We start from the raw sequence: 15383 nt of genomic DNA, 5'->3' as shown, positions 1-15383 counted from the left end.
TGCACGAACCCGCTTCGCGGGAGTGTCGCCTAGCGGTGAGGTGGCGTAATATTCACAGCCTTTGAGCGGGTGGCGGCGGCCGCCCTCGAACATGGAGTTCCCTTCAACAAGAGGAACTCGCCATGGCTACTGTGTCGACTGGTACATCCGTCTCACCCCTGCGCCAGCGCATGCAGCACGACATGCTCCTGCGTGGTCTGGGCTCGCACACGCAGCAGGATTACGTTCGTCACGTCCGACGCTTTACCGCGTTCCTGGGACGCTCGCCCGACACCGCAACACCTGAGGATATTCGCGGCTTCCAGTTGAGCCAGCATGAGAACGGCATCAGCCCTGCGACGATCAATGGCGCGGTTTCGGCACTGCGATTTCTGTTCCTGGTCACGCTGAAGCGGCGGGATCTGGGGCGTGCGCTGGTGATCGTCCGCCATCCACGCAAATTGCCCGACGTGCTAAGCGTGGAGGAAGCCGCACGGCTGCTCGAGGCCGCACCCGGCATCAAGTACAAGGCCGCGCTCGGCGTCGCCTATGGCGCCGGGCTGCGAGTGTCCGAGGTTGCGCATCTGAAGGTTGACGATGTCGACTCGACACGCATGCTGCTGCGTGTCGAGCAGGGAAAGGGCCAGAAGGACCGCAACGCGATGCTCTCGCCGCAACTGCTGGAACTGTTGCGGCTGTGGTGGCGTGAAGGAAAGCGGCGCGGGGTCATGCTTCCGCATGGCTGGCTGTTCCCGGGGCGCAGTTGCACCGACCCGATCTCGTCGCGGCAGTTGCACCGCGCGGTTCAGGAGGCCGCCGAAGTCGCAGGTATCCGCAAGCGCGTCAGCCCGCACACGCTGCGGCACAGCTTCGCCACTCACCTGCTCGAACAGGATGTCGACATCCGCGTCATCCAGGTGCTGCTCGGGCACAGCAAGCTCGATACGACCGCCCTCTACACCAAGGTCTCGACCCGGATGATCCACGCAGTCGCCGGGCCGCTCGACCGGCTGATGGCGCTGATGGAGGACAAGACACCGCCCGGGTGAGCAGGTGCGGGCGGAACTGGAGATCGCTGACATCTTCCGTGCTGCCGGTCCTGCATACCGGATCGCCCATGCCGGACGCTTGAACCTCACCCAGCTCAAGGTCATGTCGGCGATTGAGCACTGCCGCACCGCATCGCTCGGCGGGCATATCGAAGCCTGCGAGGACTGCGGCCAGTGGCGGATCGCCTATAACTCCTGCCGCAACCGGCACTGCCCCAAGTGCCAGGGCGCGGCCGCGCGGACATGGCTTACCGAGCGCGAGGCTGACCTGCTGCCGGTCGGCTACTTCCATGTCGTGTTCACGCTGCCCGCCGAGGTCGCCGACATCGCCTTCCAGAACAAGGCGTTGATCTACGACCTGCTGTTCAGGGCAGCGTCGGAGACGATGCTGACGATTGCCGCCGATCCGGAGCATCTCGGCGCACGCATCGGCATCACCGCCGTGCTCCACACCTGGGGTTCGGCGATGACGCACCATCCCCACGTGCACATGATAGTGCCGGGCGGTGGCATCGCGCTCGACGGGAGCCGCTGGATCTCGTCGCGCCCGGCCTTCCTGCTCCCGGTGCGAGTGCTTGGGGCGCTATTCCGCCGGCTCTTTCTCACCCGGCTGGTTGCGCTGTACGATGCCGGGCGGCTCGCCTTCTTCGGGTCGCAGGCGCGCCTCACCGAGCGGCGGGCATTCCTGCGCCATCTTGCTCCCGTCCGGAAGACGCGTTGGGTGGTTTACGCCAAAGCGCCCTTCGCCGGGCCGCAAGCAGTGCTCGCCTACCTGTCCCGCTACACCCACCGGGTCGCGATCTCGAACAGGCGCCTCATCAAGTTCGATGAGAGTGGCGTCACCTTCCGCTACAAGGACTATCGCCGCGACGACACCGACCGCCAGCAGGTCATGACGCTTGCCACCCACGAGTTCATCCGCCGCTTTCTGCTCCATGTCCTGCCGAGTGGCTTCCATCGCATCCGTCATTACGGCCTGCTCGCCGGCTCCGCCCGCCAGGCCAGCCTCGCGCTCGCCCGCGAGCTCCTGGACGTCGCGGCACCGTCCGATGACGACAGCCCGGGCGAACCAGACGTCCGCCCGTCATGCCCCTGCTGTGGCGGACGCATGATCGTCATCGAGGTTTTCGAACGGTGGAGGCAGCCGCGCGGACCGCCGGACCCAACGGCGACCAACCGGGAGAATTATCCATGACCCGGCATGGCATGATCCAGCCCCTAGCCGCAGACACTCAGCCTCCGGCAACAGACCCACGCGTCTCTATGGTGACAACCGATGCCGAAGGGGTAACCTCCGGCCGCGCGACGGGCCGACAACATCGCGTCGAGGCTCAACGAAGCCGTCTCTCCGCGTCCATCGCGGCGCTTCCTTCCAGCCGTCGCACCATCGCCGACATCAGCCGCAAATCGAAATCCCCATAGCCCTCAACAGTGGCCCGCGGGTTCCCGCATGGGAGGCTTTCGTACGCCTCACGGCACCCGAAACCCTTCACCATTGGCGTCATTGCCGTCATAACGGCCGCTGCCCAGACGCGGACATGAGCAAAGCAGAGCACCTTGGCACCTTTGCGCCAGGAGCAGACTCTGGCTCATTGCTCGAAAAGCGGACCTTCGCCGTGCGACTCCTTCGCTATGGGAACCGACCCAAGCGGGTCGTTCTTACAACAGCGGATGCTGGAGACTGCGGTATGCCACAATCGGAAATTGAACGTCCGCCAGAAGGCGGAAGATTAATGGCGACGCGTCATGGCGAGCAGAAGATCCGCATGCTTACATTGGCTCTGGCGGCGGACGTTTGGAGTGATGCTAGATAATAGAGCATCTGTCGAGGCTTCGGCGGAGGTGGAACGCGCTGCAGCTGTCGTTTGAAGTGCTCGCGCGAAAGGATCCGTCCCGCCAAGATCCACGCTTCACGATTATAGCGAGGAGAGCGGAGTGCATCGCGAACCTCTGGCCACGCGTCCTCCACCCTTGGTCCTTTGAGCACTCGCCGCGTCAGGTGGCCGTGCTGAATCGGAACGCGCGAACGCCAGAGGACCGTTCGATCGGGAAACTCATGAATCCACGTCAGCAGACCGAGGCTTGCCTGAGCCTGACGGCCAACTTCTTGGAGGGAATTCAGGCTCATTTGTGTGTCATCGACCTTGGCATGGATCATGACGACCTTGCTGCCTGCTCTGTCGATGCAGAGGAAATCGCACGTCTCGGTCCCCCCGTCGTCGCAGATCACGACATCAAAGGCGTCGAGAAGATCGGCCAGTCCGAGGTCGACGGACCGGATGGCATCGCGTCTGCTGGCGTCCGGCCGGCCGCGACCGGCGTAATCGAAATGAGCATAAATGCCGCCGAATACGCTTTCGTTCACCCAGTCGTCGAGGCCCGACGTTGCGCTACCCTTCTCGGAGGTCACCTGGGCAAGCCAGGGCGAAGCTATGATGGCCTCCAAGGGGCCGCCGGGTTCATCACGTGCGACCACATCGATGGCCAGCGAAGGGCGATAGAAAAACTTCTGCGCATAGACCAGTGATGGGTCGCGCGGGACGACCCGAAACGGCTGGGTCCGCGACAGAACTCCGGAAAGCAGCTGAGCCTTTTCAGCTTGCTTCAACGCTTCCCTATTGCGGTTGACCAGAAAGGCGTCGAGATCGGGCATTTCGATGACATATTTGCCTCGACGGCGCGTCGAGCCGGTGATCGTGTAAGCGATTTTTCCTTCGAAGTTGCGGCCGTCCACCTCGAGGCTGAACGCTCCATTGCCGTCGACATCAAGGCACCGATCTGCATGGGCTAGTGCTTGGGTCCGACCAGCGTCCCACCCAACTGGTGGCACTGCGCCGTCCTCGCCGATGATCTCAGCAAAATCGAAGAGGATATTCTGCGGTACAGCCCGCGCTGCATCAGGTGCCGGGAGCGCTTGGGCAAAGCGCGCAAAAGCCGTGCTTGGCGGAATTGCTGAGTCGAGGCGGTCAGCCAGCTTGTTGATCCACTCAACGTAGTCGGTGACTTCAATATATCCCGCGCGGGCGTCTGACACCGTGGCTCGCTGGAGTGAGAGGTGCCGTGTTTCCGAGGGGCCTGTCTTCGGACGCATCGATGCCCGGACCGATGTGGTCGCCTGCATGCCCTGCGACAGGTCGAAGAAGCCAACGGAGAAGTCCCGCATGCGTGCAGACATCGACCGGACGCCCATATCCGAAATATCGAGGCTGACGGCCGATGCTACTGTTACCCTCCAAGCCTCATCGTCCGTGGATACGGGAACGAGACGTTGGAGGGTCTCGGGGCCCTCTGGTTCCAGTCCTAACTGTTCCGGGTCGACGACAAGCCCTTCGGTGTCGAGCATGAACACGCGCTGTCCAACGCTGACGATGGCCATAATTCCCAGCGTCCAGTTCGGCATCGCCTTGCTGATCAGCAATGGTGAGTTGCTCCACTCCACGTATACCACCAGGCGGATGTTAGTGGGCTCGTCACCCTCAGGTTTGATGACCGTTGCGTCGTGACGGTCTTCCAGCCCCATCGCCTCCGCGGACGCTGCGGCGAGTTGGTCGAGCGACAAAGCTCCGTTCGATCGAGTGATGAATGTTCGCATCGGTAACTGGATGTCGCCGAACCCTACGCTCTCTCCGTCAAGCTCAAAGCGATCGCGGAAGTCGCCGGCGATGTATTGGACGGCGGGCGAGGCGTCGCGTAGTGTATGAAAGAACTGAGTCTCCCGCTTCAATGCGTCGCCTGGATCGGCATCAAAGCGTTCCTCATAGCCAAGATAGCGCTCAAACCGCTCATCAAGGTCGTCGCCTATGTCGGTGTCGCCTATGACAAGCGCCGTTTCGCTCCGGTCGCGGCGATGATATCGCAGCACCCGCCCAATTTGCTGGATGACGGCCCGCGTATTCGAGAAGGACTCCATAACCGCCACGCCGCAGAACCGACTGTCGTCGACGCCTTCCAGCAGCTTCCATTGATGGAGCCAGATCCGTACGTCGCGTGTCTCAGGCGCGTCGAAGGCCTGCATTGCATTGGCGAAGCGCAGCGAAGCTGGATTGTTGCGTGTCTCCTTATGGTGGATCAGGACGCAGTGTTGTCCCAGGCGCCGCAACTCCTCCCGCAGACGAATGAGACTATCGTGCGACTCCGCTCGCACGATGACCCGAGCTTCGTCGGGAGCATGGGGCATCGCGCTGGCGCCAACTTCGCCCAAGAAACGCACCACGCGCTGCGCGAACGATTCGCCCTCGCCGGCCGGCGTCGTCTCCACCTTGACGTTTCGGATCAGGCGCTTCTCGCTCGCTTCTCGGAATGACAGGTTGAAGGCGAAGCGGCCGTCTATATCAAAGTAGCGAAAATCGTTGCGATAGGGCGTAGCACTGAACAGGAGCGTTGGTCTGCCCAGGCTGCGGATGCATTGAGACCAGACGAATGCCGGCTCATAGTGACTTTCGTCGACTATCACGAGATCGAAGCCGCGCAGCATGGTGACCAGAGCAGTTCGGGCGGCTTCGGGCGGATCATCTCCCTCTTCATCTTCTGGTGGTGCCGCATCGAATCCCCGGGGTCGTCGACCGGAAAGCCTGTGAGCTGGCCGATCGGGGCGCAGCACCTGTTCAAGCGCTGAAAAGGTTCCGACCATAATCACCCTGGGGTCGGTGATCTGGGAGAGCTGCTCCGCAGCGCTCGGCAGCAACCGCCAGACAGGACCGTTGGCAACCGCGGAGCCGACGTCCGGATCGTCGGTGCGTCGGGCCCTGACTTCAGTGCCGTCATAGATGGCGTCGAAGCGGCTCCACAGTCGGGTGTGCAGGTCGCGCACCATCTGGTCGACGAGGGCACGCCGGGGCGTGAGCACGAGAACTCGTGCGATTTGCGGTACGGCGCAGGCGAGAGTGGCGATGACTCCGGTTTTCCCCGTTCCGGTGGGCATCTTGATAAGAGCGGCGCCGGTCGACCCATCCGTTGTTCGCAGCACTGCGACGTGTGCCAGCGATAGACCGACGGCACGCCTCTGCGGGGCCCATAGGCCTCGCGCCGGCAGGTATGTGCCCTCGTCGACTGCCGCGCTCCAGAAACCCATCTGGTCGAGAGGTCCTAGAAGACGGCGGAACTCGGCCCGCATCGCCGGCGTGTCGACGGCCGCATCGAGTGAAACACGGCCGCCGCGACGATCGATTGACTCGTCGTCCGGGCTGCCACGCGCGAAAAGATCTTCCAACTCCACCGCAGCCCCCAAGGATAAGCAGTATCGTCTCGCCACGATCAGGTTTTGCGGGCGCGACGGCTCTTGTTGATTCTCAAGCCAAAGATGTATCAGCCCGAACTTACGGCCGCTCGAAATATGTGAAAGCAGCAAAGCTTCGTGGCGTATCCGTACTTCTACGAGCAAGCACCAGTTGCCGACGTCCAGAACCTGCGAGAAAGCCGACCTTTGTGCAGAGCGGCTCACCCAAAGCCGCCAGGTGATCAAGGCGGCCGACCGAACGCAGCCGAGTTAGCCTTCGCAGGCCCCCAAGCGCCTGGAGCCCAAGGACCATTCAGACCGGGACGGCCGCTGCGGTCTCCGGACTATATTGGCGCGTCTCCGCGATCCCGCGGTTCGCAGAATTCGAATTTAGCTAACCTTCTGCAGGATGTAGCCCGGGAAGATAACTTGTTTGCAATCAATCGTGGCGGTTATCGATTTGAGGGTTTCAAGATCCTCACTTGTCGAGAATATCACCTGTTGGTTGCGTGCCTTGGCGGCCGCGGCGCGCATCAGAAGATTCTGAAAACTTGGCCGAGAAGACGATTGTTGACGCGGTTCGTCAAATACAAGTGTTCCAGGATGATTAGTCGGTTTGTCATCTGCAAGCTCGAGCAATCCCAATTGATAAGCCCACTTTAGCCGAATTGCATCACTCGCGGACGTTTCAAAGCCAATCTCAAAGCCTTCCTTCTCGGGTCTGTAACTATCTTGAGAGATGGAAAGTTCAGAAGGGGAGAACGTACTGAAACCAAAATCTTTAGCTCGACTTTGAACGAGTGACGTCAGTCGATTGATTTTATCATGATCCCTGGGAGAGAGTTTATCTGTCGGGATCTGTTCACGCTCTAACAATAATTTGCTATATGTTTCCTGCAGGCTACGTAACCGATCCAAAGCGTCATCGAAAGTTGCCTGAAGGGCCTCAAGATCTCGCATCCGCGCCTCAGCACGGATGCGCTCTTCAATGATGGCGGCGGATGGGTTTGCGTTCGGGGCGACCAACTCCGATCGAAGGAGCCGGATTTGAGCATAGTAGTCCGCGAGCTTACGACCGACTGCCGCGAGTTGGTCCTGACGCTCAGTTTCCTCTGCCTGCTCTCTGGTTAGGATATCTTCGAACATTTTCTTTTGTGATCGGATGTACTCGATATTGTCGGAAACAGGCATTACAGCTGCGAGAGCATCTTGCGACAACAGCGTGTCGACCAGCGCTTGCTCACATGTTGGACAACGATCTGGCGTAAGTGTTGTCGTAACTCCCGAATAGCGCTGCAATCGTTGAACATCGAGGTTCTTAGTCAGATCTTCTTCGAGAGAGGCAATACGTCGCTTAAGCGACTGCATGTCAGCAAACTTAATCTGTTGGGTACCGTGTAGGCCAATGCGTTTCGCGTTTAGCTGATCGGCATGTTGGCTGAGCTGCTCCAGCCTCTGCGCAACCTCTTGTGATTGCTCTCTAACTGCTGGCACCGCTTTGGCCGCCAATTCCGCAACGCTTGCTCTGAGTCGCGTGACGACTGAACTTAAGGGGGCCCACTCGGGATCCTCAGCCAGCTCCACATGCGCATTGGACAATGCATCCAGATCAGCGACAGGGGTTTCGCTTAGAGCAACTACCCGTCCTCCACCTCTGGCAACGAAGCGGTCAAGCTCATGCCGGATAACTGACCATTCTTTCGAATTCGCGGCCAAACGCTCCGCTAGCCGCTCTCGCTGCACTTCAAGCTTGTAGACATCGAGGTCCATAATGAATTCGACAGCGCGCTTATGGACCTCACGAATTCGCATATAGGTCGGGATAGCGGCGGGTATCGCGGTCCACCCGAATTTCTGCTCAACCCAAAACAGAGGGAAGACGGTCTCAAGATATAGCTTCGTCTCGGGAGAGTCGTACCGTCTGACTTGCGGCAGGCGCCAACCAAGAAATCCTTCTAGAAAGTGGTGAAACCCATCCTCTCGCTGCGCGGCGCCGGGGTCTAGGACAAAGAAATTCTGCCGCCGAAGATCGGTTCTGCTGCCTGATAGTGCGGGACCAAAATCTACTGTGACAAGTCGCGTGTCTGTGCTCGCCTTCACGCCGCGAGTTACCGTTATAATTTGGTCATTTCCGTTCGCGATTTCCACGGAAACGCTGGACTCCAGTACCTCAACTCGTTTTTCGTCGTCCGTATTAAGATAAGTCGTCATCGCATGCGGCAGGGGAATCTCGCGCCGTGGGCTTAGCATTCGCTCCAGGCCTAGAGCGTAAAGTATTCCCTGCATGCAGGTCGACTTACCTTTCGTGTTGTCAGCCCAAAGTACGGTTAAGCCGGACGCAAAGGGGACATCGGCGCCGTAGACCCCGTTTGACGTTACCGCACGAAGGCGCAAGCGCTGGAATCGCAGTGTCATAAAAGGTCCTCCAACCGCCAAACTCGCCTCATCAATGCGTCAGTCATTCTCGGAGCCACTTCGCACAAGAACAATGCTTCATCTTTCAGTGCTCCGTCGGTCGCTAAAATAGAATTGGCCACCTTTACGCCCGCATCTGTAAGAGTGACCGAGGTCCCCCTTTCAATTGCCACCAGCTTCAAAGCATGGGCGAAAGCCACAGCACGGTTGAGCGAGGGCTCGACTCGGACGGAAACCTCCGTAGGGCGATATGCGCCTGACAATAACCCGCGAACTTCCTCCCTGCCTTCGGGCAATCGAACTGCATGTGCCATGAATTGCAGTTTCTGGAAGTTGGACTTCTTGGCGCGGCTGTAAAAGAGCGCAAGAACCAGAACGGCCAGTCCCCAAGACATGCGGAGATCGCCCGGCATGGGATCGGGGCGCGCTGTGTAAGTGAAAGCTCCGCCTAGAATGGCATGACGAAGACTTGCCTCACTGGACATTGGGGAAGTCCAGCGGGCACCGCATGATCCATTCGCATATCGAGCCGTAAGCAATTAGTTCTGCGTTCTCAGAGGAGAGGCTTGGTGCAGCGGCTTGCATTGCCGCAATCAGAGCATCAAGTTCAGCGTGGAGAATTTCTCCCGCTGATCCGCCAGGCTGCGGGCCAGCAAATTCCAAGCGCCGCGCGCGGCTCCTAACAGCAGACATCACCTTCTCATGAAGGTCAGGTGAACCCGACCGAAGCGCATCGAGTAGCGCATTGCCTTGAAGGAAGGACTTCACCGCATCACCGACGACATCATCGAGCTTGTCTGCTGGCGCCCGCTTCTTGAGCTTTTGTGTCGCGTTGGCTAGCAGATTGGAAGAACCGGCCGCCCACGTCGCCAGTTCTGACTGGGAAGGTGTCGGGATCGATAGCGTCACTTTAGAGAGGGCCGATATTCCCGTCGCAACAGCGTCATTGGGAAAGTCACTCGGATCCTGAATGATCACCTCAACCATGGCGTCCAGCGCAGAGCAGCCAGCCTCACGCAGGTCCTTGGTTTTCTTCGCGCAATGAAGATTCAGTTCTTTGCTGTCGTGAAGTGGGGCTATCAGTACCCAGTGCCGAATGGGTTCTCCATGGAACAGCTTTCCAACCTCGACATGATTTTTGATAAGTTTCCCAAGATCTGTTGTAATCTTTTTCTTTTGACGTTCGGCTCTGGTCGAAATATCAATCGGCTCCTCTACCGCATAGCATTGATAAGCGGCCACGTCCTTAGTACAATAATAGTCTATTCCATAGTCACCTTTGTGGGCCGCAGGAATTTTCTGTACATGTAGTGGACCGTGGCGGCCTTGAAGTAACACCAGGGCAAATACCTCCCAGTCATCTGGGTTCCACACCTGCATAGCACTTGACATTAAGCCCCCCCAGTTCGATGTCAGTTTAACGTCAATGTGCCATGTTTCAACGGGCGTCTGTAGATAACTTGAACCGACAAGGACGCGCCATCGAGCCGTTGGGAACGCACCGTAAGTGTTAAGCGGGCATGGCTGTTGTGGTCGAGCTGCCCCATTAACAGGCCACAACTATCGGGACTGCGTGTGTGGCCGTGATCAAGCCGAGCTACGCATGGCTGATCGTTGCGGGGGGATCCTAGCGTTATCGCATTGCCAGGGAGCGGACGTTCTAAATGTCAGCGACGGGCCACCCTCGGCTGCTCGATTGACAGGCCCAGCAAACTGCGCTGAAGCAGACCTTCCAGATGTCGCCTATGGCCGGTTCCGGCCCTAGGCTTCTATCAGCGGTATGTCCGCTTCTCGTTGGACGTCCCCAATCGCGGACTGTCCGCTTTCGGCCCCAATCCGGTCAGAGACGCGCCCAGGAGCGGTCATAGCGAGATTGTCAGCGACGATTTGCCGTGCTGTCATAGCACAGCGTGGCTGCCTCGACTTTGTCGCCATTGGCGGCGGCCCATGAACACAGTGCTTCAAACGGCCCCCGCAGTGAATGGCCGAGTGGAGTAATTGCATATTCCACGCCAATCGGCTGCGTCGGGAGTACGGTCCTCGTCACGAGGCCGTTCCGCTCAAGTCTCTTCAAAGCGTCGGCGAGAGCCTTGTGCGTAATCCCATCGAGACGCCGCTTGATCTCGTTGAAGCGCGAGGGTTTGGGACAGATCACTATGAGTATCAGGATCGTCCATTTGTCAGCGATCTTGTCGAGCACCGGGCGAACCCGCGCCATCTCGCCAAGGGCGCAATGAGAAAGAGCTTCCAGGTCAGTATACTCGTCCATATCTAGGCTATTTCAGGTGCGTAATTGATACCAGATATCCACCGTATATCATGACGAGACCATCAATTGAAAGGATTCACGATGGCTCGAATGAGTAACAAGGTTGCCCTGGTCGTCGGCGGCGCCAAGGATATAGGCTTGGCGATTGCAGAGCGGCTTTCTGCCGAAGGGGCGAAGGTCTTCATCACCAGTCGTAGAAGTGAAGATGCTGAGAAGGCGGCCGAGGGTATCGGCCATGATGCGGTCGGCATTGCCACCGATGCCAGTGTGCCCGAAGATATGGTGGAGGCTGTCGAAAAAGTGCGACAAGCATGCGGCCGTATTGACGCGCTCGTATTGAATGCAGGCCTGTCCGAGCCTGCGCAAATAGCCGAAATAACGCCAGACCACTTCGACCGCCACTTTGGCGTCAACGTCCGCGGGATGGTTTTCGGCCTGCAGGCGGCTCTTCCCGTGATGAGAGGAGGCGGGTCAGTCGTGCTCGTCGGATCCATCGCCGATAACGCCGGCTACTCTTCGTACGGAACCTATGCCGCCACCAAGGCAGCCGTTCGTTCTTATGCTCGAACCTGGACGGCAGAACTCGCGCCCAAAGGTATACGCGTCAACGTTATTGCGCCCGGTCCAACGGATACGGAAATGATGGCCGCGGTTCCGGAAGACACTCGTGCGGCACTTGTCGCTCCGATCCCGATGGGGCGAATGGCGCGGCCTTCAGAAGTGGCTGCGGCCGCTTTGTTCTTGTTGAGCGATGATGCGAGCTACATCGCCGGTGCCGAATTGTGCGTCGACGGCGGTTTGAGGCAGGTCTAAGGTCAAGTCGAAACGGTGTGCCCGATCCGAGCAGGTCGGGTATAGCAAAACGCGCTCAATGACAGACCGACTTTACATCGAAGCCGTTCAACATCGGAAAAACACCGAATACCAAGTCCGGTCATGTTGGGGCCTCGGTTCTCGAGGACTCCGTTCACCTGTCGTGAAGCGTCCACTTCGGGCCAGAGGCAATCATTGCAGGAACGAGGGTAATAGCTGAAATGGGGTCGGAAGCCGTCGTTGAGACCTACCAGCATCGAACGCCAGCCAATCGGGCTTCGACACCCGAAAGCGGACCGTCCGGCTCCGCCCCCTAGCCGCCGGTTAGGTGCAGGAGCGTGACAACGATCCTGTCAGGTCGATCCCACATGCCCATGCCATCACGCCAGCCCAATCCGCCGATGCCGGCAAGTCGTGCTGCAATTTCAGCGCGTTCCGATCGATCTTCCTGCCTTCCGTCTCAGGATCAATCTCAATTGCAGGGCAATCCCCTTCCTCCGCCCGCTGATCGATCCATCAGAGCGGGCGGATGATCGTGGGCGCTGCTGGCGCCGATCTCACTTCGTTGGATGAGACCGCGCGGTGAGTTTGTTTCCGTCCGGATCGCGAAGGTAGGCGACGAATGAGCCGTTCGGGCGCTCCGCAGGCGGGCTCTCGATCGCTGTGCCACCATGCTTGGTACCGGCCTCGTGCCATGCCAGAACATGGTCAGGGCTTGCGGCCGCGATACCGATCGTGCCACCGTTAGCCACAGTGGCCGGCTTGCCGTCGATCGGTTTCGTGATCATCAGTCGGCCGCCCTCGTGGGTGTAGATCAGTCTGCCTCTCGGATCCATCTCACCGGGCCTGCCTCCCAGCGCAGCAAACGTGGCGTCGTAGAATCTTCGGGCCCGCTCCAAATCGTTGCTGCCAATCATGACGTGCGTGAACATATTTCATCTCCAATACTGTAGACAATGGTTTCCCATTCTAACGTCTCCTACGTAGCCATGGGCAGCTGCGAAAATCCCGATTAAAGCGATCGTTCTGGACCTGACTTCTGCGAAAGAGCCATTGATGACCATGGCCCCCTGAAAGGTCCGGTTTCAGGACTGACGGCCATCGATACGAACGTCCGGGATGGTGAAGGGTTTCGGGTGCCGTGAGGCGTACGAAAGCCTCCCATGCGGGAACCCGCGGGCCACTGTTGAGGGCTATGGGGATTTCGATTTGCGGCTGATGTCGGCGATGGTGCGACGGCTGGAAGGAAGCGCCGCGATGGACGCGGAGAGACGGCTTCGTTGAGCCTCGACGCGATGTTGTCGGCCCGTCGCGCGGCCGGAGGTTACCCCTTCGGCATCGGTTGTCACCATAGAGACGCGTGGGTCTGTTGCCGGAGGCTGAGTGTCTGCGGCTAGGGGCTGGATCATGCCATGCCGGGTCATGGATAATTCTCCCGGTTGGTCGCCGTTGGGTCCGGCGGTCCGCGCGGCTGCCTCCACCGTTCGAAAACCTCGATGACGATCATGCGTCCGCCACAGCAGGGGCATGACGGGCGGACGTCTGGTTCGCCCGGGCTGTCGTCATCGGACGGTGCCGCGACGTCCAGGAGCTCGCGGGCGAGCGCGAGGCTGGCCTGGCGGGCGGAGCCGGCGAGCAGGCCGTAATGACGGATGCGATGGAAGCCACTCGGCAGGACATGGAGCAGAAAGCGGCGGATGAACTCGTGGGTGGCAAGCGTCATGACCTGCTGGCGGTCGGTGTCGTCGCGGCGATAGTCCTTGTAGCGGAAGGTGACGCCACTCTCATCGAACTTGATGAGGCGCCTGTTCGAGATCGCGACCCGGTGGGTGTAGCGGGACAGGTAGGCGAGCACTGCTTGCGGCCCGGCGAAGGGCGCTTTGGCGTAAACCACCCAACGCGTCTTCCGGACGGGAGCAAGATGGCGCAGGAATGCCCGCCGCTCGGTGAGGCGCGCCTGCGACCCGAAGAAGGCGAGCCGCCCGGCATCGTACAGCGCAACCAGCCGGGTGAGAAAGAGCCGGCGGAATAGCGCCCCAAGCACTCGCACCGGGAGCAGGAAGGCCGGGCGCGACGAGATCCAGCGGCTCCCGTCGAGCGCGATGCCACCGCCCGGCACTATCATGTGCACGTGGGGATGGTGCGTCATCGCCGAACCCCAGGTGTGGAGCACGGCGGTGATGCCGATGCGTGCGCCGAGATGCTCCGGATCGGCGGCAATCGTCAGCATCGTCTCCGACGCTGCCCTGAACAGCAGGTCGTAGATCAACGCCTTGTTCTGGAAGGCGATGTCGGCGACCTCGGCGGGCAGCGTGAACACGACATGGAAGTAGCCGACCGGCAGCAGGTCAGCCTCGCGCTCGGTAAGCCATGTCCGCGCGGCCGCGCCCTGGCACTTGGGGCAGTGCCGGTTGCGGCAGGAGTTATAGGCGATCCGCCACTGGCCGCAGTCCTCGCAGGCTTCGATATGCCCGCCGAGCGATGCGGTGCGGCAGTGCTCAATCGCCGACATGACCTTGAGCTGGGTGAGGTTCAAGCGTCCGGCATGGGCGATCCGGTATGCAGGACCGGCAGCACGGAAGATGTCAGCGATCTCCAGTTCCGCCCGCACCTGCTCACCCGGGCGGTGTCTTGTCCTCCATCAGCGCCATCAGCCGGTCGAGCGGCCCGGCGACTGCGTGGATCATCCGGGTCGAGACCTTGGTGTAGAGGGCGGTCGTATCGAGCTTGCTGTGCCCGAGCAGCACCTGGATGACGCGGATGTCGACATCCTGTTCGAGCAGGTGAGTGGCGAAGCTGTGCCGCAGCGTGTGCGGGCTGACGCGCTTGCGGATACCTGCGACTTCGGCGGCCTCCTGAACCGCGCGGTGCAACTGCCGCGACGAGATCGGGTCGGTGCAACTGCGCCCCGGGAACAGCCAGCCATGCGGAAGCATGACCCCGCGCCGCTTTCCTTCACGCCACCACAGCCGCAACAGTTCCAGCAGTTGCGGCGAGAGCATCGCGTTGCGGTCCTTCTGGCCCTTTCCCTGCTCGACACGCAGCAGCATGCGTGTCGAGTCGACATCGTCAACCTTCAGATGCGCAACCTCGGACACTCGCAGCCCGGCGCCATAGGCGACGCCGAGCGCGGCCTTGTACTTGATGCCGGGTGCGGCCTCGAGCAGCCGTGCGGCTTCCTCCACGCTTAGCACGTCGGGCAATTTGCGTGGATGGCGGACGATCACCAGCGCACGCCCCAGATCCCGCCGCTTCAGCGTGACCAGGAACAGAAATCGCAGTGCCGAAACCGCGCCATTGATCGTCGCAGGGCTGATGCCGTTCTCATGCTGGCTCAACTGGAAGCCGCGAATATCCTCAGGTGTTGCGGTGTCGGGCGAGCGTCCCAGGAACGCGGTAAAGCGTCGGACGTGACGAACGTAATCCTGCTGCGTGTGCGAGCCCAGACCACGCAGGAGCATGTCGTGCTGCATGCGCTGGCGCAGGGGTGAGACGGATGTACCAGTCGACACAGTAGCCATGGCGAGTTCCTCTTGTTGAAGGGAACTCCATGTTCGAGGGCGGCCGCCGCCACCCGCTCAAAGGCTGTGAATATTACGCCACCTCACCGCTAGGCGACACTCCCGCGAAGCGGGTTCGTGCA

At 60.3% G+C, this 15383-nt stretch carries 11 protein-coding genes; 3 read left to right on the top strand and 8 right to left on the bottom strand.

What is annotated here, in order from left to right:
* Positions 1–122: 122 nt before the first annotated feature.
* Both ACTJKX_RS36355 and ACTJKX_RS36350 read left to right on the top strand, forming a co-directional pair.
* Positions 123–1028, top strand: coding sequence for a tyrosine-type recombinase/integrase (locus tag ACTJKX_RS36355; RefSeq protein ID WP_440728288.1), 906 nt, complete (start codon positions 123–125; stop codon positions 1026–1028).
* Positions 1029–1032: 4 nt separating this feature from the next.
* Positions 1033–2223, top strand: a complete 1191-nt coding sequence (locus ACTJKX_RS36350; protein ID WP_440728289.1) for an IS91 family transposase — start codon at positions 1033–1035, stop codon at positions 2221–2223.
* A 549-nt stretch (positions 2224–2772) separates the two neighbouring features.
* On the opposite strand, the gene ACTJKX_RS36345 is transcribed toward ACTJKX_RS36350, so the two are convergent.
* The 5 genes from ACTJKX_RS36345 to ACTJKX_RS36325 form a co-directional block, all read right to left on the bottom strand.
* Positions 2773–6468 carry a DEAD/DEAH box helicase gene (locus ACTJKX_RS36345; protein ID WP_440728293.1) on the bottom strand — a complete coding sequence of 1232 codons (3696 nt, stop codon included), beginning with the start codon at positions 6466–6468 and terminating at the stop codon, positions 2773–2775.
* A gap of 165 nt (positions 6469–6633) precedes the next feature.
* A complete protein-coding gene (locus ACTJKX_RS36340) occupies positions 6634–8658 on the bottom strand; it encodes a hypothetical protein (protein WP_440728292.1) in 2025 nt (674 codons plus the stop codon).
* Positions 8655–9143 (bottom strand): hypothetical protein, encoded by a 489-nt coding sequence (locus tag ACTJKX_RS36335; RefSeq protein WP_440728291.1) that lies wholly within the window; start codon positions 9141–9143, stop codon positions 8655–8657. Before ACTJKX_RS36335 ends, ACTJKX_RS36340 begins: the two co-directional genes overlap by 4 nt.
* Positions 9133–10050, bottom strand: coding sequence for a hypothetical protein (locus ACTJKX_RS36330; protein WP_440728290.1), 918 nt, complete (start codon positions 10048–10050; stop codon positions 9133–9135). Before ACTJKX_RS36330 ends, ACTJKX_RS36335 begins: the two co-directional genes overlap by 11 nt.
* A gap of 484 nt (positions 10051–10534) precedes the next feature.
* Positions 10535–10927, bottom strand: coding sequence for a winged helix-turn-helix transcriptional regulator (locus ACTJKX_RS36325; RefSeq protein WP_149249067.1), 393 nt, complete (start codon positions 10925–10927; stop codon positions 10535–10537).
* A gap of 81 nt (positions 10928–11008) precedes the next feature.
* Between ACTJKX_RS36325 and ACTJKX_RS36320 the strand changes: the two genes are divergently transcribed.
* Entirely contained in the window at positions 11009–11740 is a 732-nt protein-coding gene (locus tag ACTJKX_RS36320; RefSeq protein ID WP_440728294.1) for an SDR family NAD(P)-dependent oxidoreductase, read from the top strand.
* A gap of 557 nt (positions 11741–12297) precedes the next feature.
* On the opposite strand, the gene ACTJKX_RS36315 is transcribed toward ACTJKX_RS36320, so the two are convergent.
* From ACTJKX_RS36315 to ACTJKX_RS36305, 3 genes are all read right to left on the bottom strand, one after another.
* Positions 12298–12672: a VOC family protein gene (locus ACTJKX_RS36315; protein WP_149249068.1), complete on the bottom strand. Its 375-nt coding sequence runs from the start codon at positions 12670–12672 to the stop codon at positions 12298–12300.
* A 488-nt stretch (positions 12673–13160) separates the two neighbouring features.
* The gene (locus ACTJKX_RS36310) at positions 13161–14351 is read right to left on the bottom strand and encodes an IS91 family transposase (RefSeq protein WP_440728289.1); all 1191 of its coding nucleotides are present in this window, start codon (positions 14349–14351) and stop codon (positions 13161–13163) included.
* A gap of 4 nt (positions 14352–14355) precedes the next feature.
* A complete protein-coding gene (locus ACTJKX_RS36305) occupies positions 14356–15261 on the bottom strand; it encodes a tyrosine-type recombinase/integrase (protein WP_440728288.1) in 906 nt (301 codons plus the stop codon).
* Positions 15262–15383: the final 122 nt, after the last annotated feature.

This window comes from Labrys sp. 22185 (assembly GCF_052045555.1).
Taxonomy (GTDB): domain Bacteria; phylum Pseudomonadota; class Alphaproteobacteria; order Rhizobiales; family Labraceae; genus Labrys; species Labrys neptuniae.
Note: the sequence above shows the minus strand (reverse complement) of the source record. Positions and strands in the feature narration are given on the sequence as shown.

Coding starts and splice junctions, on each gene's coding strand:
- ACTJKX_RS36355 (WP_440728288.1), top strand. CDS start 123: ATGGCTACTGTGTCGACTGGTACATCCGTCTCACCCCTGCGCCAGCGC.
- ACTJKX_RS36340 (WP_440728292.1), bottom strand. CDS start 8,658: ATGACACTGCGATTCCAGCGCTTGCGCCTTCGTGCGGTAACGTCAAAC.
- ACTJKX_RS36335 (WP_440728291.1), bottom strand. CDS start 9,143: ATGTCCAGTGAGGCAAGTCTTCGTCATGCCATTCTAGGCGGAGCTTTC.
- ACTJKX_RS36330 (WP_440728290.1), bottom strand. CDS start 10,050: ATGTCAAGTGCTATGCAGGTGTGGAACCCAGATGACTGGGAGGTATTT.
- ACTJKX_RS36325 (WP_149249067.1), bottom strand. CDS start 10,927: ATGGACGAGTATACTGACCTGGAAGCTCTTTCTCATTGCGCCCTTGGC.
- ACTJKX_RS36320 (WP_440728294.1), top strand. CDS start 11,009: ATGGCTCGAATGAGTAACAAGGTTGCCCTGGTCGTCGGCGGCGCCAAG.
- ACTJKX_RS36315 (WP_149249068.1), bottom strand. CDS start 12,672: ATGTTCACGCACGTCATGATTGGCAGCAACGATTTGGAGCGGGCCCGA.
- ACTJKX_RS36305 (WP_440728288.1), bottom strand. CDS start 15,261: ATGGCTACTGTGTCGACTGGTACATCCGTCTCACCCCTGCGCCAGCGC.